The 25,604-nt window shown below is 53.5% G+C and carries 16 protein-coding genes and 1 pseudogene; 14 read left to right on the top strand and 3 right to left on the bottom strand.

What is annotated here, in order from left to right; genetic code table 11:
- Positions 1-45 precede the first annotated feature (45 nt).
- Positions 46-3,090 (bottom strand): protease pro-enzyme activation domain-containing protein, encoded by a 3,045-nt coding sequence (locus tag AB6729_RS05675; RefSeq protein WP_371080602.1) that lies wholly within the window; start codon positions 3,088-3,090, stop codon positions 46-48.
- 127 nt (positions 3,091-3,217) lie between these two features.
- On the opposite strand from AB6729_RS05675, the gene AB6729_RS05670 reads away from it, so the two are divergent.
- Together AB6729_RS05670 and AB6729_RS05665 are read left to right on the top strand one after the other, a co-directional pair.
- A complete protein-coding gene (locus AB6729_RS05670) occupies positions 3,218-3,985 on the top strand; it encodes a response regulator transcription factor (RefSeq protein ID WP_371081193.1) in 768 nt (255 codons plus the stop codon).
- A 179-nt stretch (positions 3,986-4,164) separates the two neighbouring features.
- The gene (locus tag AB6729_RS05665; protein WP_371080601.1) at positions 4,165-4,605 is read left to right on the top strand and encodes a hypothetical protein; all 441 of its coding nucleotides are present in this window, start codon (positions 4,165-4,167) and stop codon (positions 4,603-4,605) included.
- Between the two features lie 994 nt (positions 4,606-5,599).
- Here the strand turns inward: AB6729_RS05665 and AB6729_RS05660 are convergent.
- Entirely contained in the window at positions 5,600-7,513 is a 1,914-nt protein-coding gene (locus AB6729_RS05660) for a type II secretory protein PulD (protein WP_371080600.1), read from the bottom strand.
- Positions 7,514-7,529: 16 nt separating this feature from the next.
- Complete coding sequence (locus AB6729_RS05655) at positions 7,530-9,899, bottom strand: cohesin domain-containing protein (RefSeq protein ID WP_371080599.1); 2,370 nt, start codon at positions 9,897-9,899, stop codon at positions 7,530-7,532.
- A gap of 683 nt (positions 9,900-10,582) precedes the next feature.
- On the opposite strand from AB6729_RS05655, the gene AB6729_RS05650 reads away from it, so the two are divergent.
- From AB6729_RS05650 to AB6729_RS05595, 12 genes and pseudogenes are all read left to right on the top strand, one after another.
- Positions 10,583-10,687 (top strand): class III lanthipeptide, encoded by a 105-nt coding sequence (locus tag AB6729_RS05650; RefSeq protein WP_371080598.1) that lies wholly within the window; start codon positions 10,583-10,585, stop codon positions 10,685-10,687.
- A 621-nt stretch (positions 10,688-11,308) separates the two neighbouring features.
- Positions 11,309-13,969 carry a class III lanthionine synthetase LanKC gene (gene lanKC / locus AB6729_RS05645; protein ID WP_371080597.1) on the top strand — a complete coding sequence of 887 codons (2,661 nt, stop codon included), beginning with the start codon at positions 11,309-11,311 and terminating at the stop codon, positions 13,967-13,969.
- A gap of 231 nt (positions 13,970-14,200) precedes the next feature.
- Positions 14,201-15,346: a TIGR03435 family protein gene (locus AB6729_RS05640; RefSeq protein ID WP_371080596.1), complete on the top strand. Its 1,146-nt coding sequence runs from the start codon at positions 14,201-14,203 to the stop codon at positions 15,344-15,346.
- Positions 15,347-15,581: 235 nt separating this feature from the next.
- A pseudogene (locus AB6729_RS05635) lies at positions 15,582-15,755 on the top strand (DUF5694 domain-containing protein); the annotation flags it as partial.
- A gap of 372 nt (positions 15,756-16,127) precedes the next feature.
- Positions 16,128-16,823, top strand: a complete 696-nt coding sequence (locus AB6729_RS05630; RefSeq protein ID WP_371080595.1) for an HD-GYP domain-containing protein — start codon at positions 16,128-16,130, stop codon at positions 16,821-16,823.
- Between the two features lie 121 nt (positions 16,824-16,944).
- Positions 16,945-17,961 carry a ketopantoate reductase family protein gene (locus tag AB6729_RS05625; RefSeq protein ID WP_371080594.1) on the top strand — a complete coding sequence of 339 codons (1,017 nt, stop codon included), beginning with the start codon at positions 16,945-16,947 and terminating at the stop codon, positions 17,959-17,961.
- Between the two features lie 420 nt (positions 17,962-18,381).
- Positions 18,382-18,993 carry a carboxypeptidase-like regulatory domain-containing protein gene (locus AB6729_RS05620; protein WP_371080593.1) on the top strand — a complete coding sequence of 204 codons (612 nt, stop codon included), beginning with the start codon at positions 18,382-18,384 and terminating at the stop codon, positions 18,991-18,993.
- A gap of 154 nt (positions 18,994-19,147) precedes the next feature.
- Entirely contained in the window at positions 19,148-19,378 is a 231-nt protein-coding gene (locus tag AB6729_RS05615) for a TIGR02391 family protein (protein WP_371080592.1), read from the top strand.
- A 75-nt stretch (positions 19,379-19,453) separates the two neighbouring features.
- Positions 19,454-20,305, top strand: coding sequence for a hypothetical protein (locus tag AB6729_RS05610; RefSeq protein ID WP_371080591.1), 852 nt, complete (start codon positions 19,454-19,456; stop codon positions 20,303-20,305).
- Positions 20,306-20,658: 353 nt separating this feature from the next.
- Complete coding sequence (locus AB6729_RS05605; RefSeq protein ID WP_371080590.1) at positions 20,659-21,732, top strand: serine hydrolase domain-containing protein; 1,074 nt, start codon at positions 20,659-20,661, stop codon at positions 21,730-21,732.
- A gap of 171 nt (positions 21,733-21,903) precedes the next feature.
- A complete protein-coding gene (locus AB6729_RS05600; RefSeq protein WP_371080589.1) occupies positions 21,904-22,638 on the top strand; it encodes a metallophosphoesterase in 735 nt (244 codons plus the stop codon).
- A 221-nt stretch (positions 22,639-22,859) separates the two neighbouring features.
- A complete protein-coding gene (locus tag AB6729_RS05595; protein ID WP_371080588.1) occupies positions 22,860-25,601 on the top strand; it encodes a carboxypeptidase regulatory-like domain-containing protein in 2,742 nt (913 codons plus the stop codon).
- Positions 25,602-25,604 lie beyond the last annotated feature (3 nt).

Here is a 25,604-nt window from a genome sequence, read left to right as displayed (position 1 = left end):
TTTACAGCTCTTGGTTCTCAAGCACTCGCGATGAAGTATCACCGGTTAGTTCACGGTCAGGGTCAAATTTGCCGACGAAGACAACGTTGAAGAACTGCCACTCACCGTGATGCTGTAGGTACCCGTGGGTACGTTCGACGTCCCGGCAGAAATCGTCATTGTGGATGGAGAGATGGAGATTGCAAAGTTCTTCGACGAAGAAGTTGCGTCGCTTCCGCAACCGACCAACAAGAAGCTGTAGAAGACACCGAACAGAACAACAAGGATGCCGCCGATACGACGCCGTCGTAATCCGAAAAGTCCCATTGCGAGAAATCCGGCAAGAATCATTGTGCTGCCCGAAGAACTATAAGTTGGGCTGGATGAGTGCGCCGAACCGAAAGCCGCAGTCTTAAATTTGTGAATATGGCTCTTCAATTGTGCGTTCTCGCAATAGGTCGTTCCCAAGTAGATCGTCAATGTCTGACTAACCGGACTTGTGCTGGTAATATTCGCGTTCGACAGATCGTAGCAAGCGTATTGCTGTAAATAAGAGCTCGTTGTCGAGAGTGATAGGTCGACTGTGCCCGTGAATCCTCCGGACGGTGTCACGGTGACTGTGCTGGAACCTGATCCTCCATTGCCAGAAGTCGTTCCGGTCGTCGAACCGATGGTAAGGGTAATGGTTCCCGTCGAGCTTGCAAAAGTGGTGTCCCCCGAATAAGTTGCAGTCACGACATGCGTTCCGGAAACAGTCGAGGAAAAGGTATAGCTTGCCGATCCATTCGACATCGCAAGAGAAGAATTCACCGTGGTGCCGTCCACGGCGATCGAGAGCGTCCCCGTCGGTGTGGACGAGACGCTACTTGAGTTCGACGCAACCGTGATGCTCACCACGTCATTCGCCCCAGAGGTAGGCGCGGTAGTTGCGGCGCTGAGAGTAGTCTTCGAGGATGCCTGCGAAGACGTAGTCGAGGGCGTTGGCCAGGCCGACAGCAGATTGTAAAAATCGACGGAGCCGAGGCCCGTCGCTAAGTCGTATCCGGTAGTCGCGGAATACTGGCTTGTAGCGCTCCCAGAACAATAACTTGAACCCGCCGTGCAGGCATTACTTCCGCTGGTGATGTCGTGGAACGCTGAGGCATAGGTGCTGGAGTTCGACGCCAGTTGATAAAGGACTGAGTTGATAACGCCCTGTCCCGAGGAATTGAGCTTCTGATTGATGAGCGCTATCATTCCGGCGAAGATCGGCGAGGCGAAGCTTGTGCCACCGGCGACGGTGAGATAGGTGTTGTTGCTGTCTCGGAAGCCATTAGAACAGCTTCCACTGACACCGGTCGCGTCAGCATCGCTTGAACAGAATAGATAACCTGCGTTCTCCGGGGAGGAATCAAGGGAAACGTCAGGGATGAGGCGGTAGCTTCCCGAGGAGATCCCCGAGACGCCGGTCTGCCAGCTCGGTCGCGCAGTCAGGCTGCTGGTTCCTCCACCTCCGGACGAGAGCCCGTTGCTCGATGAATCATCGTTCCAGACCTGCTCGGGTATATAGGACTTGGCCGATGAGACCACATCGCTTCCGCTGGCAGATGTCCAGTAGGTAGTGTTGGAGGACGACACGTCGGAAGACGGGAACTCGGTGCCGCCCATGCCGGTGACATATTGACTGCTCGCCGGGAAATCGACGGCGAGGGCTTGTCTCTGCGCCATTGTGAGAGTCGTCTGCTCATAGCAGTCTGTCGATCCGGAATCTCCACTCGCAGCGATGACCGTTTGTCCCTGTGCAGCCGCCTGCGCCAAGATCCCGTTGTAAGTTGCGTAATCGCTGGAGCCGAGCGCGGTTTCGCAAGCCCCGTAACTAACGCTGATGATAGGCGCGAGCTTTGTGTCGATTGCGTATTCCAGGGAGTCAAACACGCCATAATTCTGATTGTTGCCGGTGTAAACGAAGTAGATCGTGGCTCCCTTTGCAATGGTGCTCGTGTACTCCAAGTCCAGGTCGGATTCCGCTTCGTCACCCCCGGTGTAATAAGTCGAACTTCCAGAGTTGGGAACAAGCACGAGCGAAGGATCTTTCACTGAGAACCCGGCGGCTTTCTGGAAGTTCTCGATGTCTGACATCTGGATCGCAGATTGCCCTACGACAGCGATGGCTTGGCCGGACCCTGTGTAGCCAGCGTTATAGGCAGGAGTTACGTTATAGATCGTTGTGACATCTGCGGGGCTTAGGTAGTGGCTTCCAGATTGGCTAGAGGTGAAGTTCGGAGATGCTGACGAAGCGCGCTGTCCAGTCTTAAACTTCACATGAGGTTTCGGTCGAAACGTCGATAGGTTTGAAACCGCCTGAACGACAGAAGAAAGAGCGGACGGTATCGAGATATCCGTTGCTGGCGCAAAGTTGGTGGTCGAGTCCGATTTGTAATAGTGGATCTCGGTTCGAAACGCTGATTCGACTTGGTTCACGGTGCCGGAGAACGTGATTCGGCTCTTGTTGTGAGCCACCCCCTTCACCACAAATCCCTGCTGTTGTAGCCACGACTCGATTTTGCCAAGATCAGAATCGGATATTCCGAATCGCGTAGCAAACGCGTCCGGGGTCAACCACTGATGATATTGGGACGACATGGGATCATGTTGGGCGGCGATCAGGGACTGAAGCTCCGACTCCTGTTCCGAGGTTCTGCTTAGAACGAGCGTCAATCCATCAAGCTGTTTGCCGGAAGGCACGTGACCGGAATCTTGCTCTGCACGCGCCATCGGCGGGTGCGAACCGGTGAGTGTGATCCGCTCCGCTGTGTTGATGTCTTGGGTAATCCGCGGACGAACGGTCTGCCCATAGAGGTTGCCGCAAAAGGCGACGGGGAAGGACACAAGAAAGAGAATCGCAAAACGGAGGGCCTCTCCCAGCAGTGAACTGTTTAAGATGTCCGTTCTCTGCTTTCTGTAGAACCGAACGAATGCGGTTGCGTCAAAACATACAGAGAACAGCGCGTGGAGAACCCCGCCCAAACAGAACTGTGCCAGGAGGGATGGAAGCAGATGCCGTATGAGAAGCAGCGACAGTTTGATCAGGCGCTCGCTGGCTCGAAATAGTTCAGTGATATGCGTCTTCATGGTTCCCCTCAATCGATCCTTTGCAGGGTATAGACGGGCAATCTTGAGCGGGGTTCGGTAACGGATGGTCACCTGTTGTAACGATTAGTCACAGAAGAACCTGTGGTAAACCAAGCGGAGGACATCGATCGCAATCGCTGCCAATACGCCAATCGACAAGACGTCGGACGGTCCGATCAGGACGCATGACGTTCTGATCGTCGATGATGACGCAAACCTATGTCGGATGCTTACAAGCTTTCTCTCGCGGCATGGATGGAATGTGCATTCGGTGCATACCGGGAGGAGGGGACTTGAGATCTCTCGCAGCAATCTGGTCGCTATGATCCTTCTCGATATTGGACTTCCGGATTGCAGCGGATTCGAAATATTACGTGAGATTCAGCGTTCGGTGGACACACCGGTGATTGTCATTAGCGCACGGGGCGAGGAGACCGACAGGATCGTGGGGTTGGAGCTAGGAGCGGACGACTACTTAGTGAAGCCCTTCAGTCCGCGCGAGCTTCTTGCCAGAATGAGTGCCGTGGCCCGGCGGGCTGGCTATCAATCTCACCCCAAGGGCTCGGATGGACCTTGCATCATCAATCAATTCACGATATCCGTGGAGACGCACGAGATCTTCTACAAGAAGATAAAGATTTCGCTGAGCACAGCAGAGTTTCAGCTTCTTCGTTTCCTGTTGCAGCGCGCGTATGAAGTTTGCAGTCGGGAGCTTCTCGTCCGCGCAGTGTTATATCGTCCGTTCGAACCGTTGGATAGAAGTCTCGACATGCATATCCTACGGATACGGCGAAAGCTTGAGGTATTACCAGGCTTCATGGGCGGCATCTGCACTGTACGTAATGGTGGCTATATGTTCACTTTCAGTCGCAGAAGCCAAAAGACAAGTGATTGAAAACATCCTGAACGCGGGTCCTCTTCCGTGCACGTCCACACCCAAGTAGGCGTGTTTGCGTGGAAGCGGAGACAGACAGAGGTGCATTCCGTAACGGTGACCAATCGTTACATTGTCGGTTGATTCCGTTACAAATCGCCGCCCTCCGTCACGCTACCATTCGGTTTGGAGCGTGCATCATGTCGAAAGTAACGACGTTCAACCTCATCCTCGGCACATGTCTCATATTGCCAGTGGGAACGAAGACCATATCAGCGCAGGTGCCAACGGACAGCTCCGCTACCCACGCAGACTGGAGCACGCCAGAACGGGAGCTTCAACGCCTGACTAAAACATTAAAGCTGACGGATCAACAGAGGGCACAAATTCTGCCCGTGTTGCGGGATCGTTCCGATTCAATAAAGAGAATATTCGGTGATAGAGACGCCCCAATGCACGATAGATACCCCAAGATTGTCGAGATCATAGACCGCTCGAATGCACAGATTCGCGCGATGTTAATCGAGCCCCAGCAAAAGAAATTCGACAAGATGATTGCTGAGGAGAAGAAGCAACAGGAGTCGGGGCCGGATGACGGGCCGCCGCCAGGCGATATGCCGCCACCGCCACCCAATAGCTAGATCGTGTTCATGATCGAGTCAACTGATGGGCCCGTGTGCTGCATGGATTTTGATGACGCAGACTGCTCTCTTGGCGATTTTCATTATTTGGCACGATATCAGAGTGACTTTGTCAGTCGTCCCTGTGTTGGTCGCATATGAGACCGTTGCCTCTTGCGAGGCGGTGCCAAGGGATCCTTAGAATCGCTTGGAGATTCCAGCACGAAAGCTCCTCCAATCCTGCTGGTTAGAACTTCGCCGATATTCAACCGCACCGCCATCCGTCACAATTCGTTGATCGTTCGTGACCAATTGTTACACCCTGCGTGGTCCGATCGATTTTCAATAGGCTCATGTGGTTTCGCAACAGATGTTGCCCAGATTGTAATAGCGACGAGATCCGCTTCTCCAAGCGGCGGAGTTTTGATTGGTTTGTTGGGCTTCTCTTACTGCGTCCATGCCGTTGCATGGTGTGCTATCGGCGGTTCTACCGGTGTCGTCACTCTGGTTAGAGATGTCGTGGTATCTGCTGGCTCAAGGTCGACTTCGCAAGGATGACGCTCCTGCCAGGAAAGCAGGTGTACGCAGATTTAGGAGAGTTCTGGCGTGGGTTTCTGCGGAGAGTACCAGCGGCTAACAGAGGAACTGAGACTGGCCATGCGTCATGGACGGTTGGCAGTTTCGCAAACACCTAAATCCGGAGCGAGCAGGGCAAGTGCACGTAGAGAGATCGCTAGGCAACGCAAGAAGAAAGTCGATGAGGCTTTCGGGAGGTTAGCCGTCCACGTACGCGAGTGCTCTCTCTGTAGTTGCTGAGATGCTTCTCTTTGGGAGTGAAGATCGGACTCCAACAATGGTTGATTCCGCCTGAATCCAACAAGAAGTAATAGAGCATTGCAGGCAGAGATGTAATAACCCTTTTCTTAATTCTGGCTGTATAGGTCAGTGTGTTGGGGTGCGGTTGTCTGGCCCAGATTTCGACTTTCCCGAAGGCTCTGACGGCATGAGAAGAGATTCACTGTGCATGCAACTCGCGCATCTCGACCCTCATGGAGAGGCCGCTCACAATATGTGGCGTTACAGTGATGAGCAGTTGATCCTTAGTTCCATCCGAATTCTTATCCGTACTTTGGAATCCGGGAAGCTGGTCTAGCCCAGGGATCCCGTCCAAGGCTTTTATCTCATTGGTGGTAACTAGAGCCGTGAGCATCGTGGTCTCACCTGCGGCCACAGTGACCGTCGACTTCAGTGCGCGATTGTTCAGAATCGGAATGTCATTGACGCCGGTCCCTCCCAACGATTCGAGTTTTAGATCCATGGAGAGCTGTACGTTTGCATTCCGTAAGACCCTCGGCGTGACTTTAAGTGTGAGGCCGATATCCTCGAACTGGATCTGCGGCGTGGAGGTTCCGCTACTACTACTGCTGGAGCCGACGATCTGCGAGATTACCGAACTGCTGACACCTGCTGCTGCAAGCTCACTGGCAACGGAACTACTCGAGGCGTATGTGGTAACTGCGGTCAAGATGGGATATCGCGAGCCGACCCGAAACGTGACCTCCTCCTGATTCTTAGAGCGAATCTGTACAGCATTCAGAATGCGAGCGTCGGTGGCGCTCAGAAGCATATTGAAGCTCGTCGAACTCATTGAGATCCCGAGCAAAGGAATGCCATCATAGCTGCCCAATGTCCCCAGGATGCTGGTGAAGGTGCTACTCCCTGACACCCCGGCGGCGACGAGAAAGGCTACCTCTTGCAGTTCTTGTTCATAGGTGGTCCCCGACAGTGAAAGCGCCCCGCTTGAGATTGATTCGTTCAGCAGAGTTTGATTGTCTGAAATGAGCTTCTGGGCGGCGCTCGAAATATTCGTCGCGGATGCAGACGTGGGTGGTACAAAGCCAATCTTGCGGGTGGTCGTTTTGTCCATCTCGTAGATGTTGATGTCGAGCACTACATCCGATTCGTGGTTCGTCAGCTGTTCCAGGACTTCATCGACACGCCGTACTACAGGTTGCGGTCCACGGACGACGATGGCCCCGTTTTTTGTGGAAACACCAACCTGAGTCAATTCGAAGACTCCTCGCGCCACATTTGCAAGATCGAGCATTTGCTGTTGCGGCAGACTGGGGAGGTAGATCGTCTCCTCCACCAGCGGCGTGAGCGCTTCGCGGTTATCCTTTGTGTCTGCTGCAATAAGAGCGGTGGTGGAATCAAGAGGAACGATGAGGAGATGAGCGGCCTTTCTTAGAATGCGAGACACGTTTAAAAAATCGACGTTGTCCACGTCGATCCGAAGAGGCTTACCGCTCACAACGGAAGGGTCAAAGACTGTTGCAATTCCGAAAGCCCCGTAGATCTGACGAATGACCTCACGGGGCTCGTCGTGCAGGTGAAAACTTCCGATATTGCCGAACGGAGCAAATTGGATGGGGCCCTCGATATCGTCGGACTGTGATTTCGAAAGGTGACTGGCAGGAGTATGTGCGGCGACTTCTTTGGCTGCGTACTGCATGACCAGAGGGTTGGTCGGGTCAATGCTTCTGGTAGACGCGAGTATTCGTTCAGCGCTTTCAGAATCTCCTTGAAGGCGGGCTTTGAGGGCGGACTGAATCAACCCGTTCACGTTTGTCTCACGGGCGTAGAGGAGGGCAAGCGCATACGTTCGATTGTCAGGATCAAGCTGAACGGCTCGCTCAAAACAGTGCTCCGCCTTTTCGAAGTGTTTGTGGTCAAATTCTCTGGCCCCCTCGAGGTAGGCATCGTCTGCCTCACGCTTTTCGCTCGTAGAGGCGTGATGCACCGTCTTAGGCGGTTCCTTCAATTGAAGTGGCTGCGTCGGTCTCAAAGGGGTGACTCTTTGAGACTCTTCTCGAATAGGTTGATCCAATCCTTTGTTCTGGCTTACACCAAGACACGGGATCAGCAGCATCGTCGCCGCCACCAACCTACTGAACATGTACTGCTGCCTGCGTTCCGACAACGGGCAGGCTGACTTGTTTGCTGTCACTGGCGCCCAATCTCGTCAAGGTTAACGTCGAATCTCCTGGAGCAATGGCCTTGAGAGTCAGTATGACGACGCTTCCGTCGCCTGTGATCCCGGGAGTATTCGGGGGCCGGGTCAGAGAGATCGAGATGCCGCCTTTCCCGTCATCACGTTGCATCAAGGCTGCAGGTTGGCCATCTCGGCCCAACAACTCTCCCGCATTCACGCTGACGAGCGAAAGAACCTTGGGATCCAGATTCAATTGAAATGGAGCACTGGATAGATCCACGGCGTGGGAAGCTATCACGGCTACTTGAAAGGTCGAACCAATAGATTGAGTCACGGCGGAAGGAACAACACTGAACGCGATGGGAACTCCGCTGGACTTTGGGTTTGCTGCAGCCATCTCATCAGACCGCGGCTTGAGTGGACGAGCTTGCGCAGCGAGTTGGCCGATCATCGCGGATGCAGCATTCGCTGCCGATGTTGATTGCGCGCCTGCAAGCTCGGTGGGTCCCTCCTCGTCAAGGTCCTCGTTGGTGGCGATCTTCTCGTTAGGGTTCTTGCGTCGGAGCTCGATGCCTTGGCTGGTACCGCTATCGATCACTCTTGTGTTCGCATCCGTGAGCAGGGATTCCCGAACAATGTGCGGGATCAGAAGAAAGACGATCTCATCACTCGATTGTTTTTTGTCTTGGCTGCTGAAGAAATACTTCAGAAATGGAATTTCGCCAAGACCCGGCGTACCGCTGACACTCTTCGTGTCCGACTGCGATAGAAGCCCGGCTAATATCGACGGCTCGCCGTCCTTGAGTTGGATAACCTGCTGCACCACGCGCTGCGAGATGATGGGCTCGGCGACACCATCAATGGTGCTCGTGCCTGTCTGCGATGATACCTCGATTTTCATCTTCAGCGACACCTCGCGGTCAAGGTGCACTGTCGGTGTCATGTCGATGTTGACGCCTACGTCTACATAAGTGAACTGCGTCGTAGAGGTTGCGGTTGATGTGAGCGTCGATGTGGTTGAACCAGTCGCGACAGGTATCTTAGAACCGATCTTGAGGGTTGCCTGCTGACCGTCCGTTGCGCGGACGCGTGGGTTCTGGAGCACTCGCGTGTCGGAGTCCGAAAGCAGGGCATTCACCGTGGCACTGCTTAGGGTAACCGCGAAATTGGTTCCATTCATGTTCGCGAGCGTATTCAGGGTGATACCGGATGTTGAGCTGCTGCTGCTGGACGAACTGGATGAGGAGGAGGAGCTGGACTGATTCGCATTGCTTGTCTGCGCGGATACGCTGAAACTCGTAGGCAAAGTGATGCCAAGATTACGCTCAAGATCGCGGCTTACCTCAAGAACAGCGACGTCCACGACCACTTCCGAGCGCGTGCGGTCGAAGTCTTCGATTAACTTTTCAACTAAGATGAGCTCGGCTGGCGTCGCACGAACAACGATAGCGTTCTGTGATGCTAAGAGGTAAAGCTTGGTACTTGGGTCCAGCAGATTTCTCAGGGCAGTGAGCACTTCGTTTGCATCATTCTGCTGCGACATATTCGTGAGATAGAAGGTCTCGACGGCCAGATCGTCGATGTCGGTATGTTTCGCACGATTGTTTTGCGCAACAAAGATCGTGTTGTCCGTCAGCGGAGACCAGAATGTTCCGGCTATCTTGCCGACGATACGCAACGCGCTAGGAAGAGACACGTTGCTGAGGTCGATGGGGATCCGTTTTGAGTTGTAGTCGGAGTCGAAGATGACATTGAGCCCCGCGATCTTGCCAATCGCCTGATAGATGATTTTGGTGTCCTCGACCATGTGCAGCGTAATGGGCTCGTTCGAGATGGGCTTGAGATCTACCGGACTATCCAACGAGTCTATCTCCCGCCGCACTCGCTTCTGGTGCGTGGTCAGAGATGCTAATCCAGTCAGTCCCTCTGCTTTCGATCCGTGGATACCGCCCGCAGGATTTTGCGATGCAAGAAGTTCTTGCGCCGCCGATTGGTTTCCCCTATCGATTTGTAGCGCCCGAGAGAACTCGGTCATAGCCCCTCCCAGGTCTCCAGATTGACGCAATACTCGTCCACGATCCAGATGCGCATTCGCCGCCTGAAAGCGCATCCTCTCATAGCGAGTTTGATAGCGAAGATCCTTCGGCTTCAAGAGGTGGGCCTGACGATAGGCCTCAAATGATGCGTCAAAATCAGCACGCAGTTCTGCCTCGCGGCCACGCTTGTCCCATTTTGCTGCCGATTGAGCGTGGGAACATAAGGAGAGGCACATCGCGGCACCTAGCATCCAGTAGAGAAGTAATCGTGTTGTCTTGAAGGTCATATCGCGTTGAATCGAATGTGTGCCAGAGGTGCAGCAGCTCAATGCGATAGACGTTCTAAAAATAGGCTGGCGCGGTCCGCTTTGTAACGATTGGTCATCGAGCTCGTTACATACACACGGAGCCGGGCTATTGGATGCGAGAAAGGCGACCTCGTGCCCGGCTTCGGCGAAGAGGACGGATGGCAAAGATCAACTCGATGGGCACTGTATTCATTGCTCCATTCGGCCATAACCACCGAGCGATGTGTTGACCAGGGCCGACGTTACCAGTCGAAAGTCCTCCGGCGGGCTGCCGAGATGCTGCGGGCTCACCTAATCTGCTTTCTGGAAACCCAAAGTGACCAATCGTTACAAATTGTGACTGTGGTGACATGAGGGCTGCTGTCTTCTTGAACTAGTTGCTGTGTTTCCCCTTGTCTCACTGGTTCGTCGAACTGAAACACTGATCTCGTGCTCTCAACATCCTGATGCCTGGCATGTCTCTGGTTTTAGAGAGTGATCACTCATCTGCGAATACAAGTTATTCGAAGCTTAAAGCACATGTAGTTCGAATCACTAAAAGACATTAGTGCATTGAGGAACCAACTCATCCACCGCTTCTTGCGGTCATAGTCGCCTTCTCTATAGAGACGGTCCCCTGGGTTCCCAAGCGTCTTTGCGCCATTTTCAGAAAGGAGGTCCATATGCAGAATGTTCTCTCACTACAGAAGCTCCCACTCAAAACGAAGAATGAAGATGATCCCGGCAATAGCTGCAGCAGCAGCTGGTTCGTTTGCTGCGCAGGCTAATCCCCCACGAAGCGATCTTGACGATCGTTGTGTCCACAGCCGAAACATCAAATCCGAACATTGAAAGAGGAGGTCATATGCAGAACGTTCTCTTACTTCAGAAGCTCCCAGTCAAAACGAAGAACGAAGACGATCCGGGCAACAGCTGTAGTAGTAGCTGGTTTGTTTGCTGCACCTAGGTCCGTCGTGCCAACCGGTCCATTCGGACATTCCTTGGTGACAAACCCAACGATCAAAGGAGCTCAAATGCAAAAGGTTCTCTCCCTTCAGAAACTTGGTTTATCCAAGAACGAAGACGATAGCGGCAGTAGCTGCAGCAGCAGTTGGTTCTTCTGCTGTACTGGTTAGTTCTCAATATCGTTCCGGAGTCGGGTAGTCAGTTTTGTCTATCGGCTCCGGAATGACAATAAGATACTTAGCCCGTGTAACTCCCATTCATACACCGCTCTCGCGCTTAGGAGTTCCATCCATCTCAACCTATGAGACGTCCGATCGGTCCGCCCACACAATGGGTGCTCCGAGACGCCATCTTAGTAAAATGCCACTCCAGAGCTGACTGCGCACCCATATTGTCAGCAATCAGCGACCGCCGGTCTGACAGCAAACCAATGGAAAGAAATAATGGGCAATGTTACGTTCTTGCGCGACATCCGGCACGATAACAAGATTACTTACACCTTAACGAGTCCCACATTTTATGAGGCCCTAGAAGAGAAGTATCGGCCGAGTGAAATTTACACTTCGCTGGTTGCGGCAAAACAAAGGGAGTTCGATAAGGCCGCCACGCTCGTTCGTGACGGCCTTTGGTGCCACAACGCCCTGCAAGAAGTTCAACTGCCGCAGAGTGGCTGGAAGGTTCACGTTTCAGCAAGTGTCTGGAACGACCAACGTATCCTCGGAAACGTTTGCGACGTCCTTCTTCCGCGCGATATACCCTTCAAATTTGCCTTGGATCGCCAAGTTCTCACGATGATGACCCATAAACTATGGGCGCGCGGCGGATCAGGGAAGTTCATGACCGTGTATCCACAGAATGTTGATGAATGTTTCGAGATCCTCGAAGCTCTCTACTCTGTACTTCGAAAAGAGAAAGGTCCCTTCATCCTTTCGGATCGTCGCTATAAGGACTGTAGGGTGCTCTACTATCGTTTTGGTGGCATCTGGCCAACGAGTAGGCTTGAGTATACGGGGCTTCGCACTCCTGTAATTCCGACACCGGGTGGGGAGCTTGTGGCAGACATTAGGCAGCCATACTTCAGCCTTCCTCCTTGGGTGGATGATCCTTTTGCTCAAGAAGAGAGCGACGAAGCTGAGGATGTACTGCTGAATGACCGCTATCGAGTTATAGAGGCCCTCGCGTTTTCCAATTCGGGCGGCGTGTATCTCGCGGATGATTGTCAAAGCTCACGAACCGTGATCATCAAGGAGGCCCGCCCGTACACACTCATGTATGGGACGGAAACGGATGCGCCTGCACTTCTAAGAAGAGAAATGGAACTACTGGAGGTGCTGAGGCCGGCCCGGATCGCGCCCGAACCTTACGACTTCTTTCAAAGTTGGGAGAACTCATTTCTCGTTGAAGAATATCTCGGAGGAGTCGATCTCCGTTCAATCATGCTTAGTAGGAGCCCCCTGCTGCAGGTATACCCAACCCGGAATTCGAGCAGCCGGTATTTCGATGACTATAGAACGATAGCAATGAGCCTCATTGATGCATTGAGCTCAGTTCACGCTGCCGGCATCATCTTTGGCGATCTCTCGGCTAATAACATCAAGGTCAACCCGTCCACGTTCCAGGTAAGTCTATTGGACTTTGATGGTGCCTACAGGCCGGGCACCGACACGCCTATCGAACTTTACACGCCGGGCTTTCGAAGATCTGCGCCGGAACTCATGGCTGCAGAGATGTACGACGATCTTTATAGCGTCGCGGCAATCATGCTTTATCTAATGTTCCCAATCGCCGCCGCGGCTAGCCTGCGTGAGGATCTATTCTCCGGGTGTCTCTCTGTGATGTTGCGCGACATCGGGTGGGAGAACACCAATCTCTACCCGATCATAAGCGGGTTGGCAGCGAATTCGATGACACTCCAGGAGGCACGAATTCTTCTTGAAGAGTCCTCCACGCCGGTCAGCTGTCCTCTCTCCGCACAACCTGCTGAGTTCGACATTGACGAGGCGATCAAGGGGCTCGGTGACTTCCTCCTTGCGCACCTAAACACGAATGAGGCGAGTCTTTTCCCGGCAGACCCCTTTGCATATCGGACAAATAGTCTCGGACTCGGATTTGGTGCCGCTGGTGTGCTTTACGCCTTGACGAGTTGTGATGTGGACATCCCATCGGCGGGAATTGATTGGTTAAGGGATAAGTGCGACACACTATCGGTATCGAACATTGCCCCAGGATTGCTCACCGGGGCAGCGGGTATTGCGTGGTGCCTTGCAACACTCGGCGAGCACGATGCAGCGATCCAGTTAATGGAGGTCGCAAACAATAGCCCAATGAGATCAGCGCACCATAGCCTTTTGTACGGTATGGCTGGAATTGGAATGGCCAATCTCTACATGCATCAGAGGTACGAACGGGATGACTATCTCCGTAGCGCAGTTGCGATAGCCGATCAGCTAATCGACACGGCGATCATTGATCGGGAGGGCGTCTTCTGGCAAAACGGGTCCAATATCCATGTTGGGTTAGGGTACGGTCAGAGTGGGGTGGCCTTGTTCCTGTTACGTGCTTACGAAAGGACAGGGGAATCCAAGTATCGGTCAGCCGGCGAGAAGGCATTAGCCTATGATCTCGCCCAGGCCGTGGAACGCGAGACAGGCATTGTGACCTTCCCCCGGGGAACCGGGGAGCATACCGCTGTACCGTATATAGAAGAAGGCAGCGCCGGAATCGTCAAGGTCGCTATGCGCTATGGCATGTGGGATATATCCGATCGAATTCTCAAGGACGTCCATCGCAAATATGCAGTCTCAAGCGGTCTCTTCTTTGGCCTCGGCAGCTTTGTAGACGCGCTCACAGATGCATATCTCCTTTCTAAGGATCGGAAGTATCTGGAGATGGCGCGCCGCCCGCTTTGCGGTCTTAACGACCTCTACCTGATACCTAGATCCGGCATGAGGACCGTACCGGGGGAGGGATTGTTCCGGGTATCCTGTGATTACGCGACAGGAGTGGCTGGGGTAATGCGCACGTTATACAGGTACAAATGGTTCCAGCCAGCAGACTTCTTCTCAGACCCAGAAGTGTTGGTTGATATGAAGAGGGACGTCTAGGCTTCTACCGCGGAACTTCGAGAAACGCTTTCGCGTGTACAAGTCTATTTAGCCACGTCAGGGAAAACGTATTCTCTTGAACTCCAAGGGGTCATAACTCCGACGAAATCTATTAAGGGATTGCATGTAACTAGTGCTTTGGGCTCATCTCCGCCTGCGGTTCAACTAAAAATTAGGATGTTATCCAATAGCGAGGTCGGTATGCCATTCAGATCCGTAGGCGGGAAGTTAGTGATTGCATTCCTGTTAAGTGCGCGGACGATTACTTTCGTCCAGGCCCAGTCCGTAACTTCAAAAGCCGTCGCGGTGATAGCCAATATCGAAGGGACATGGCAGGGGACTTTACACGGGGACAGGGATCGTAGGGCTGTAGTAAAGATCACGAAAATGCCAGATGGCACACTCCGTTCGGTAATTTTTATGATCGATCAGGGGGACCAACCTATCACCATCAAGAAAACCACGTTCCAGTCCGGAGCACTCTGGCTTGAGGTGGATGCAATTGATAGCACTTTTAGGGGAAGGATTTCCGAAGATGGAAGCAGTTTCATCGGCGATTGGAAGCAGGGCGACCAGACGACGCCACTGATTCTGCTAAAAACTACGCCCGACACCGCTTGGTCGATTCCGAAGCCGCGAGCATCCCAAGCGTCGATGGATCCCAATGCCGACCCAAATTTCGAGGTTGCCACCGTTAAGCTGAGTGACCCAAACGTACAGGGCAAGTGGTTGAGTGGCAACGGGGGGAAGCTGCGTACGCAAAACACGACGTTGAGCGATCTGATGATGTTTGCTTACAACGTCCACAGCAAACAGATTGTTGGGGCACCCTCGTGGGCGGAGTCCGATCGCTTTGATGTTGCCGCTACGCCAGATCTCCCCGGCACACCCAGCGAGGCTCAGTTGCGAGGAATCATGCGCAAACTATTGGAAAGTCGCTTTGCGTTGAAGTACCACACAGACAAAAAGGAAATGTCGGCATACGTTTTGACTGTAGCCAAGGGTGGTCCGAAAATGGTGGAGAGCAGCGCTGATAACAAAACGATAAGCAGCTTCAACTTCACGAAGCTCGGTCATCTCACCTTTCGAAACATCACCATGGACGGTTTCGCGCATTGGATGCAGGCAGGCGTCTTTGATCGGCCGGTCGTGGATCGCACCCATCTACAGGGGCGGTTTGATGGTCTTTTGAAATGGACGCCGGATGAGACTCAGTTTACTGCCTTCGGCGTAAAGATCATCCCCGATGATTCACCGGACGCTCCTCCCCCTATCTATACGGCGATTCAAGAGCAAATCGGCCTGAAGCTGGATGCGGCGAGGGCCACCGTCGACGTCATGGTCATCGACCATGTCGAAAAGCCGAGTGACAACTAGACGAACGCATCTAGTCCCTTTGTCCAAACGAAAACGATAGCCCCTCTGGCACACGGTGCGGCGAACTGCGTTGTCTCTGGGGAACTCTGATCTAACAAGCGAACGCCACGCCATGTGAAACCCGAGAACTCCTTTTCGGATCGGGAACCGGCCCTCGGAAGGCTGTTCAGCAAAACTGCTGTTGAGCTGACAGAGTGTTCAGCCCTTCTAAAAAACGAAATAGGAAGGCGCCAACTGGGTAGGTAGCTGGTATACGGGAAATCTGAACATCATAGAAAACCTGCGACGTATTGCAGAGCCGGGCGATCGCATCTTCACGCTATTCGGCGTTGGCCACGCCTACTTATTGCATGAGTTTGCCGAAGAATCAGCGGAATTCAATGTGGTTGATGGACACGATTACTTGTAGTAGCTCTGTCTTGGCGCCGAGGTGCTGCGGGCTCACCTAATCTGCTTGCTAAAAATCCAAAGTGACCAATCGTTACAAATTGTGACCGTGGTGACATGAGGGCTGCTGTCTTCTTGATGTAGTTGCTCGTGCTGACCCTTGCCTCACTGGTTCGTCGTACTGAAACACTGATTTCGTGGTCTCAGAAAAGGCGATACGCGGCACCGAGAATCCCGTATGGAACAGAGCCAACTTGGTAAATGTTTCCTGTACATCCCCCTTTTCTCTCAGAGTAAAAGCGGCAAAAAGACCAACCAGCCGTTCGCTCTCGAGATCATCAAACATACCCGTTGATGATCTCGATCTAAGAAATGCAACCGAAGTGTGGGAGGTATGAAGCGACTAGATCATGGGGATGAGTCCTCGCAAGATATGTTCTGCCTTGTAGTGGAGGATGCGAGTGTGTCCCCTCTTAGCGTCGTGGAGTCTCTTCCCAACAATTATTGGATGCGACGTTTGGCTTCATATGACCCCGCACTGCTTCGTCACAGCCTCTTTGTGTCCGGATTAAGCGCGTCGTTCTCTGCATTCCTCGGGCAGCACGTAATCGAACAACGCACGCTGGCACTGGCCGGTTTGTTGCACGATATCGGAAAGATAGAAATCCCTCTCCCCATTCTCAACAAGCCTTCTTTACTGACTCCTTCTGAGATTGAAATGATGCAATCTCACCCGCGACTCGGCTACGAAATGCTACGAAAAGATGGGGAAACTAATCGAACGGTTTTGGCAGTCGTGCGAGATCATCACGAGCGGCTCGACGGAAGCGGATATCCGCGGAGTCTTAGGGCAACAGAGATCCCTGTATCGGTACGCCTTGTTACCATCTGCGATGTTTTTGCCGCGATGACCGAGGTGCGGCCATATGCTGAGCCGATGCGAAGGGATGATGCCCTCGAGCGAATGGCCGGGAAACGAACACGCCTCGACATGGAATTGGTGTCTGCCTTCACAGCCATGGTGAAACGAACGACAAGCATTTTGGATGGCCGACTGATCCCATTCCGAGACCGCAACAAGGGAGGATGAGCCGTGGCGGGCGCAATTGCGCTGTTCCTTCACATTCCTCACCATCGATTTGTTGCAAGTGGGCTCGATAAGATTGCGGTTCCAGAAGTTGGGCTTTACGACGAGCCGTAAGGAGGTTGAAATGAAGATATTGATCGTGGGCATCGGAGCGTTGGGTGGGACGATTGCAGCGCGTGCAATCGATCGGGGAATCGATGTTTGCCTGGCGACTCGTAGTGCCGAATCCGCAGAAGCACTGCGAGAATCAGGGCTGCGCGTCTCCGGGATCGGAGGAGACGTACAGGTGGCCGCGGTAGACGTTGCCCCGATTACGAACTATCGAAAAGGGAGTAAATTTCATCTGATCGTGCTCGCCACGAAAGCACAGGATGCCTTGAATATCGCCCCAGTCTTGATGCCCTTGCTCGTGCCCAGTGGAGTTTTGTTGCCGATACAGAACGGTGGGGTCGCGCGGATGCTTGCGGATCGCTTCGGCGTAAATAAGGTACTTGGCGGCATCTCAAATCTCGGCGCGACGATGGTCGAACCTGGTGTCTATGAACAAAGGAATGCCGGACATCTGTTGATTGGCGAACTTGCCGGTGGCAGAAGCGAGCGTACCGAAAGGGTTGGTGAAGAGCTCGGTCGAGCAATCGAGGTGCGTACATCTCCGAATCTGACAGGTTCCATCTGGTCAAAGCTCCTTTTGAACTGCTCCGTAACTACAATCGGTGCGATTACAGGCAGGCCGATGCGAGAGTACATTAGCTCGTCAGTCGGCCGCGAACTCTTTGACCGGATATACGATGAGGCCCTGTCCGTGGCTCTTGCGAACGGCGCACAACCGGAACGGATGATCGTGGATCCGATACCACCTGCATGGCGCGGTCGCAGTGTCCCTAGCGAAGCGCATAACCGCTGGCTTGATCAAATAGTCCAAGGATACGGCGACGCGAAACCATCGATGTCACAGGACATTGAGCGTGGGCATGTCACCGAAATCGACTTCATCAATGGGTACGTTGTAGATGTCGCCAGGCAATGCGGCGTCCGCACCCCCGCGAACGCCGCCATCGTTGGAACGGTCCATGCGATCACGTGCGGTCAGGTCGCTCCGGGAGACGTGCTTCTAGGACAAGTTCTGCGAACAAGCGATTAAGTATAAGGAACAAATCTCAGCAATCTCGGCGCGCTGGGGACGGGTATCGCGTAAGGACATCCAATACGATTGTGGCCTGCGTAATGTCGGTGTCATCACGGGATACACCGAACTTGGATGTGCGAGCGCATCGTTATAAAGATTGGTCAGGTACAGAAGCTCCAGCAACTAAGAGTACCGGCCGACACGGACCAGAGCCTACCCGGTAAATGTAGCCATAGCTGCTCGTGGATATCCCCGAGCGGGTTGTTGCAGACGGGCCTGTCATGGTGACTCGATCACGCTCGTGATATCCCATCGCTGCCAACCCATCAGTGACTAATCGTTACAAAACGTGACCGCACCCAATTCTGTTTTCGACTCTTCTTGTATCAGCGCTATGGACGAGAAGTTCTCTTCTCGTGTGATGGAGGGAACAGGATGGGAAAGGTTGTCAGACTGGGGATGCGGAATCTTCTGAAGAGCGGCTTAGAGGTTGCCGGTCTCGTCTTGCTTGTGGCTTCGACCAACAATTGCGCGGCTCAAGGAATGCCGCTAGGGCCGCCTCCCCCCTTTAAGCCAGTAGTTACGGTCCGCGGAGGCGGGATTGACCACTATGCGCCGTATCGTGTGCCGCAACGTGTCGTGCAAGGCTATGTCCGGGATAAGAACAGCGCGGGCATTGGCCGGGCTCTCGTTTTCCTTCGCGATGAGAGAACCACACAGGTGCGGCAGATGCTTGCCGACGATAACGGGAACTATCTTTTCGGTGGGCTCCCGCTTGGCCACGATTATCACGTTTGGGTCACGATCGGTACTGTCGAAACGGAAAAGAAGTTTGTGAGTGCAGCCTATGGGAGCCATGACGTAACTATGAATTTCAAGCTAGAAGGCGAGTCTGTTAGGCCGATCGTTGCGCCAGCGACGTCCGTCTTGCTGAAGACGCCACAGGTGGGTACGCCAACGCCGCCGACAGCAGCCTCTTCCGAATCAACCCCGGCTGAACTGCACTTATCGTCACTGCAGCGAGGGATGGTTCATCCTCGGTTTTAGAGAACAGCCGATGCACTCATTGAATGGGGAATCGCGCTTGGGTGGATACTTAGCCGCAGGAAACGCGCTTCCTCCCTATAAGGGCGTTTATCGAGAGTAGTCTCCGCCTGAATGATAATGATCCGTATGGCGAAAATCTCTGAGCTCGTTCCCAATGCGGCAAGCATTCAAGGAGCAAACTAGGCCTCTGACCGATTCCAGCGATGTCATCAGCGAGCAACAAGCGATTCAACACTTGTTTCCTGGAGCAATCGGGACTTTCAAGAACCCCTCAAGCCATCGAAGTGGAGTAATCAACACGCCAGATCGAGCAGTTTCTTTGGTGCAATTTGCAGATCTGCTCTTACGTATCGTTGACGAAAGAGATCCCACTAGGAACCCATGAATTTCCCTATCGAACACGCCAAGGCTCAAACTCTCAAGATGTTAGCCTGAGAAACAAGCGTTCTCCGGAGGAAATGTGTTTAATCTTCTCGTCAAGTACGGTTCGTGGGGAGATGGTCGTGATTCGTTGCCAGCCGGCAGGGTTTTGCAATACACAGAAGAATCGCTCGAACAGCGCTTTGCGCCAAATTCGAAAGCCGATTTAGACGCTTTGATTAAGCTTCCAGCTCTTTTTGTCGAGGAGACGGATAGACAGAGAACCCAGATAGCACGGGTCGGAATAATCACCGATGCAAGGCTCGACGGTAGGCAGATAACGCTTGAGTACAACTATGAACCGAATGTTCCGCCTGTAGCTCAGGGAGTTCTACAGGAGTTTGCAAGAGATCTCGATATCAAAGATTTCGAGTTTTCAACCACGCATTGGGCAGTCAAGAGAGTTGATCTGTATCGCTTTCTTCTCAAGAGGGCCAATCGCCGCAGACAACTACCCAAGGTGTTCCCTCTGCCTGAGGTGGAAACAATTGATCCGAATCTGATGTCTGCCATGATGCCTTTCGATATGAAGTTCGATAGGGTTTACGAAGCGCTTAAAAGAGCGGGAGAGGCGGTCGGTTTCCGATGCCGCCGAGCAGATGACATATGGGAAAACGCATCAATCATCCAAGATGTTGTTTCCCTGATCGACCGTTCCAAGGTAGTTGTGTGCGATTGCAGTGGCCGAAACGCCAATGTGTTTTATGAAATAGGCGTTGCCCATACATTAGGACGAGACGTCATCTTGATCACACAGTCCGAATCGGACATTCCATTTGATCTACGCCATCTGCGTTTCTTGAAGTATCTGAACAATAGCGAGGGCCTGGACAACCTTGAAACTCAGTTGAAGACTAAACTGGCGGATATCGCAGGCATCACACAGACATAGCAAATTAAGGCCATACCTACGCTTGTTGAGTGCAAAGCGCTAGAGTCGTTTATCAACGGCGGATCAGTACCGAGAAGTCAGTTTATCGTCAGTGACGCAGTCCCGCAGGATACATTCGGCGATTTTCGTAATGGGCCCGAAACAGAAAGATTCGATGAACAGCAGGATGGCGACGCAGCAGAGCTGTTGCTACAGCCAAGCTCCTCATAGACCCCCTTCCGTCGGGTAAGGAAGCGGTGATCGTGAATGTGATCGCTGCTCGTTGAGAAGAGTAGTGCGCGCACGATGGTAGCCGCGAGAACTCATACGAGGAATATTGCAACCAAAGCGGCCACCTGAACGTAAGGGTGGATATGACAACACGACGGAAGTTTTTGGCAGAGGCTTGTCTGGCATCGGCGGCTGTGGCTTTGCGGGCGCAAGGTAAAGATTCGTTTGACGCGATGATGCAGTCGTATGTCGAGAAGGTAAAGTTTGAAGGCGTGCTGTTGCTCAGTCGTGGGTCCAAGGTTGTGACGCAGAGGGCATTTGGCGTGGCAAACCGCCAGACGAAGACGCAAATCACGGTTGATACGGTATTTGAAGGTGGATCGATTTCGAAGTGGATCGCTTCGATCGTCGTGTTGAAGCAGGTAGATGAGGGCAGGCTGTCGCTGGATGTTCCGATTGCGACGTATCTACCGGCGTTCCGCAAAGACAATGGTGCAAAGCTTACCCTGGCGCACTTGATGAGCCACCAAAGCGGCGTCCCGAACCAGGTGATTCCGGCGCTGCGTGAAGACCGCGGTCTCATCCAATCCACGTTGACGTCTGATGAGGCGGTGACGAGGTGGGCAAGTGGCGATCTGCAGTTTGAGCCTGGCAGCAAATGGGACTATTCGCATTCGAATTGGCTGCTGGTGCGTGCCGCGCTGGAGCACGCGACCGGAAAGACCTACGAAGAGCTTGCGGCAGAGACGCTGTGGAAGCCATTGACCCTGAACCATAGCGGGATATTCTATGGGGCTTCGCTGAATGTCCCGGGGATGGCAGAGAGCAGGAAGCCAGATGGCACTGCCGATCCCTCGGGGATTCCGCGATTCTTAGGAATGGCGGGTGGCTTCTATACTTCTGCCGCGGAAATGATGCGAATTCTGGATGCTGTGGATTCAGGCAAGGTGTTGAGTAAGGCATCGACGGAGAGGCTGTTTACGACGCGCATGCCGGAGCAACACTATGCACTGGGTGGGCGCATCCGGAAGAAGACGTTGGGTGGACGCGAGCGCACGGTGATCTGGGAGGACGGATCGAACCGCAGCTTCCGCATGCTGGCGGTGCGAGTGCGCGGAAGCGGTGAGACGGTTGTGATTGCGAATAACAATGGAACGGATTTCTTTGCGGAAGGTGATTTTGCAGACGCTGGGTTGAAGTGGCTGGTTGAGGGTTAAGCGGAACAATGGATTGTTTGCACCCTTTGATTAGCGGCCCCTTTGTCGCCTGCGGCGCTCTCAATTCACAAGACCGTTTCTGAGTACTAGTCCCGTAGAATCGTAGTCGCTAATTGGCTTGTTCTCGAGTGCCAGGATCTCTTTTTATTATTTCTATTCTTTCGAGGGACGATGAAGATTGCTGCGATTGCTGACATCCATGGGAACTTGGCGGCCTTGGAAGCGGTGCTCGCTGAGATACAGCGTCACGCTCCAGACCTCATCGTCAATCTCGGGGATTCGCTTTCGGGTCCGCTCTTTCCTGCCGAATGTGCAGATCTCCTTTTGTCTTGCAACATCTCGGCAATTAAGGGAAATCACGAACGGCAGCTCTTGACTCTTCCCGTTGGAGCCATGGGGGAGTCCGACCAGTATGCTGCGTCTTGCCTGCAGCCGCATCACCTTAGGTGGATCGAGAAGACGCCAGAGACACTCCTGATCGAAGGCGAGATTCTATTGGTTCACGGAACTCCGCGAAGCGATCTCGAATACTACTTGGAGACTGTAGAACAAGGAGCAGTCCGAGCAGCGACACCACAGGAAGTAGAAGAACGGACAAGGGGTGCGCACGCGTCGTTGATCTTCTGTGGGCACACGCACATCCCGCGCAGGTTTACTTTTGCTGATCAAAGAGTCGTTGTGAACCCTGGATCAGTAGGACTGCCAGCCTACGAAGACGATCGGCCCTTTCCCCACAAGATGCAGAGCGCGTCTCCGCACGCGCGCTATGCTCTCGTCGAAAAACGAGGGAAGACCTGGTCAGCAACATTGCGTTCGACTGTATATGACTGGGAGCTTGCCGCTAGGGTAGCTGAAAGTCGAGGGCGAAGGGATTGGGCAGCAGCCTTACGCACTGGGCTCATTTAACGGGGCTTCGGAACATGTTTTGGCCCTCTGACTCCTCCAGTAAATGGTCTTGATAAATGGGAAGTTGCGGCGTTGGCAATTAGCTTCTGCTATCTCAGCCTGCAGCATGTTGCGTTACCTGCATGTTTCGCCGCTCTTCCTGCAAGCAACTAGCGCTTTGGGAGGTTCTCAAAGACTCTTGCCTCATTGGAGGCAAGAGTCTCATGAGGGTTTTGTGGAGGTTGCCGATTGCAACAATTGCGATCCTGCTTGCTACTGCGGCTTCAGCACAAAAAACCTGCGCAGATGGTGTGCGGGTGGACGGTACTGTCAGTGATCAATCTGGAGCGAGCGTTGTCGGTGCTGTCATTACCGGAGCCGGAGGTGACAAATCGGTCACGGATGCTTCCGGGCACTATGTACTTCCATGCCAGCCCAAGTCTTTCGTACTGCATGTTCAGGCAGAGGGTTTCGCGGAAGCAACGGTTCGGCGCGCAGTCTCGCAGGCCGGACCGGTGCGTCTTGACATAAAGCTCTCCATCGCCTCGGTGTCGGCGGATGTTCAGGTGACAGCGAACGATCGGGTGGCACTCGATCCGGACAGGGGCTCAGGCACGGTCGTGCTCGACTCGCAACTGATCAAACAGCTAGCGGATGATCCTGATGATTTCCTGCGGCAGCTTCAAGCGTTGGCCTCCGAGTCAGGTGGCAATCCGACTACGGCAGTGATCACCGTCGACGGATTCCAGAGCGCGACCGTGCTTCCGCCAAAGGGATCGATCGCCTCGATTCACGTGAATCCTGACCTCTTTTCCACGGAGTACCGGTGGCCACCGTATGGCCGTGGATTGATTGAGATCGTTACGAAGCCGGGAGCTTCCTCGTTGCACGGAGCCACCTTTTTCACCGGAAGCTCGGGCAGTTGGAATGCGACGACGGCGTTCGCTCCCACGTCAACGCCCGCGAGCAAACGTCGTTATGGATTTGAGTTAAGCGGAACCCTTGTGCCAAACAAGGGAGATTTCTCCATGGCGCTGGAGAAGCGTGACATTGACGAATTCAAGGTAGTAAATGCACAGATACTGCAGCCGGACTACACGATTGCACCTTTCCGGCAGACAGTTGCGACACCTCAGAGGCTATGGATGGGATCTCTCCGCAGCGGTTGGCAACTCGGCAAATCCGACACACTAACCACAACCTTTGCGGCGAATGTGAACAGCCTTGGCAATCAGGGAGTCAGTGCACTTGTGCTGCCCGAAGCAGGCTATTCCAACTTTACAAGTCAGTATGACCTACGCTTTGCCAATGCATTGACGGTCGGCCCCAATCAACTGCATCAGACGAGGGTGGGACTTACCTGGTGGAGGACACAGAACACGCCGAACTCCACGACGCCTTCACTGCAGGTATCGGGCTACTTCACCGGCGGCGGCGCAACAAGCCAAAACCTGAATAACCATGGCTTCAACCTTGAAGTGGATCACGATGTACTGCTGACCAGGGGCAAAAGCAGTCTCAAGATGGGTGTACAGGCACTTGCTACCTTTACGCAAAACTACACCCCTGACACGTTCAATGGAGCATGGCTCTTTGGTGGAGGTGGAGCTCCAGTTCTTGACAGCAACAATTTGCCTACAAGCCAGACAATCACGATTGATGGAATGGAGCAGTATCGTCGCACGTTGCTTGGTTTGGCGGGAGGCGTACCCACCCGGTATCAAATCAGCACCGGCAACCCGGTAGTTCCATTTACGAGATGGAACGAAGCGCTTTATGTGGAGGAGACGCTGCAGGCTTCGCCTCGGCTCACGATAGCCGGCGGTCTTCGTTACCAGATGCAAACTGCCCCGAGCAGCTTTGCAAATTTTGAGCCTCGGATCAGCTTGGCCTGGTCGGCAGACAAACGATCGAGGTGGGTCTTCCACACGCGTGCGGGCATCTTTCAGGATGTTAACGAGGCAAGCGCTCTGACGAATGCCTTCCGCCTGAATGGAGTTCGTCAACAGCAGACGACCGTGTATTCCCCAAACTATACCGCGCCTTTAGTGCCAACCGCAGATTCGATCGCTGTTTCCAGCATGTACGAGTTTGCGCCAGGGCTCTCACAGAAAGTTACAGTTTCATCCGACAGCAACGTCGAATATAGTTTTGGCCACCAATGGCTCGCCCGTGCCAGCTTCTACTGGGGTGAGGATTGGAACACCGTTCGCATGCGCAACATCAATGCGCCGATGGTGGCCGCAAGCGTTGGCACTCCAGTGGATCCCACTGCGGCACTGCATGCACCACGGCCCTATGGTGGTAATGAAGATATTCTGCGCTTTGAAAACTCCGGCCACCTTGCAGGGCACGTTGCTGCAATTGCGCTGGAACAAAATAGCTACAAGCGGTTTCAAATACACGCACGCTATCGGCACATGATCTTCAAGGCAGATGGCGGCGACGGTATTGTGAGCCCTCAATCGTCCTACAGTGAACAGGGCGAATCGTCTCGCGTCGACTGGTTGAACATCAATGGAGCGACTCTATTCGCAAATGTCGTTCTCCCGGAGAAGCTGGAGCTATCGGGACAATTCAGCACATATTCGGGAAGTTCCTACAACATTACGACTGGAACGGATGGCAACGGAGACGGAATTCTCAACGACCGGCCATCCTATGCATCGGCACCCGGCTCGGGGGTATATAGCACTCGCTATGGACTGATGACAGCGAACACTGTGAACGGTAACGTGCCACGAAATGTAGGAACGATGCCGCCGATGGTGCACCTGGACATGAACCTTAGCCGGGCTTTTGTACTGAATCCAAAGGACACAGATCATTTGCGGACGTTCACGTTCAATGTACGAAGCGCCAACATCCTGAACCACACGAATGTAAATGGCGTAGGAACGGTTATCTCGTCTCCAAGCGTGGACAAGCCATATCAAGCGGAGCCTGCGCGACGTATTGAGATGGGCGCTCGCTTCTCATTTTGAGGA

Source organism: Terriglobus sp. RCC_193, from assembly GCF_041355105.1.
Taxonomy (GTDB): domain Bacteria; phylum Acidobacteriota; class Terriglobia; order Terriglobales; family Acidobacteriaceae; genus Terriglobus.
The sequence above is the reverse complement of the archived record's forward strand: the minus strand, read 5'-3'. Positions and strand labels throughout refer to the sequence as shown.

Bases quoted from the DNA above. Each gene is read 5' to 3' on its own strand.
- AB6729_RS05605 (WP_371080590.1), top strand. From the start codon at position 20,659: ATGACAACACGACGGAAGTTTTTGGCAGAGGCTTGTCTGGCATCGGCG.
- AB6729_RS05660 (WP_371080600.1), bottom strand. From the start codon at position 7,513: ATGCTGCTGATCCCGTGTCTTGGTGTAAGCCAGAACAAAGGATTGGAT.
- AB6729_RS05625 (WP_371080594.1), top strand. From the start codon at position 16,945: ATGAAGATATTGATCGTGGGCATCGGAGCGTTGGGTGGGACGATTGCA.
- AB6729_RS05630 (WP_371080595.1), top strand. From the start codon at position 16,128: ATGAAGCGACTAGATCATGGGGATGAGTCCTCGCAAGATATGTTCTGC.
- lanKC (WP_371080597.1), top strand. From the start codon at position 11,309: ATGGGCAATGTTACGTTCTTGCGCGACATCCGGCACGATAACAAGATT.
- AB6729_RS05615 (WP_371080592.1), top strand. From the start codon at position 19,148: ATGCGGCAAGCATTCAAGGAGCAAACTAGGCCTCTGACCGATTCCAGC.
- AB6729_RS05650 (WP_371080598.1), top strand. From the start codon at position 10,583: ATGCAGAATGTTCTCTCACTACAGAAGCTCCCACTCAAAACGAAGAAT.
- AB6729_RS05675 (WP_371080602.1), bottom strand. From the start codon at position 3,090: ATGAAGACGCATATCACTGAACTATTTCGAGCCAGCGAGCGCCTGATC.
- AB6729_RS05665 (WP_371080601.1), top strand. From the start codon at position 4,165: ATGTCGAAAGTAACGACGTTCAACCTCATCCTCGGCACATGTCTCATA.
- AB6729_RS05600 (WP_371080589.1), top strand. From the start codon at position 21,904: ATGAAGATTGCTGCGATTGCTGACATCCATGGGAACTTGGCGGCCTTG.
- AB6729_RS05655 (WP_371080599.1), bottom strand. From the start codon at position 9,899: ATGACCTTCAAGACAACACGATTACTTCTCTACTGGATGCTAGGTGCC.
- AB6729_RS05620 (WP_371080593.1), top strand. From the start codon at position 18,382: ATGGGAAAGGTTGTCAGACTGGGGATGCGGAATCTTCTGAAGAGCGGC.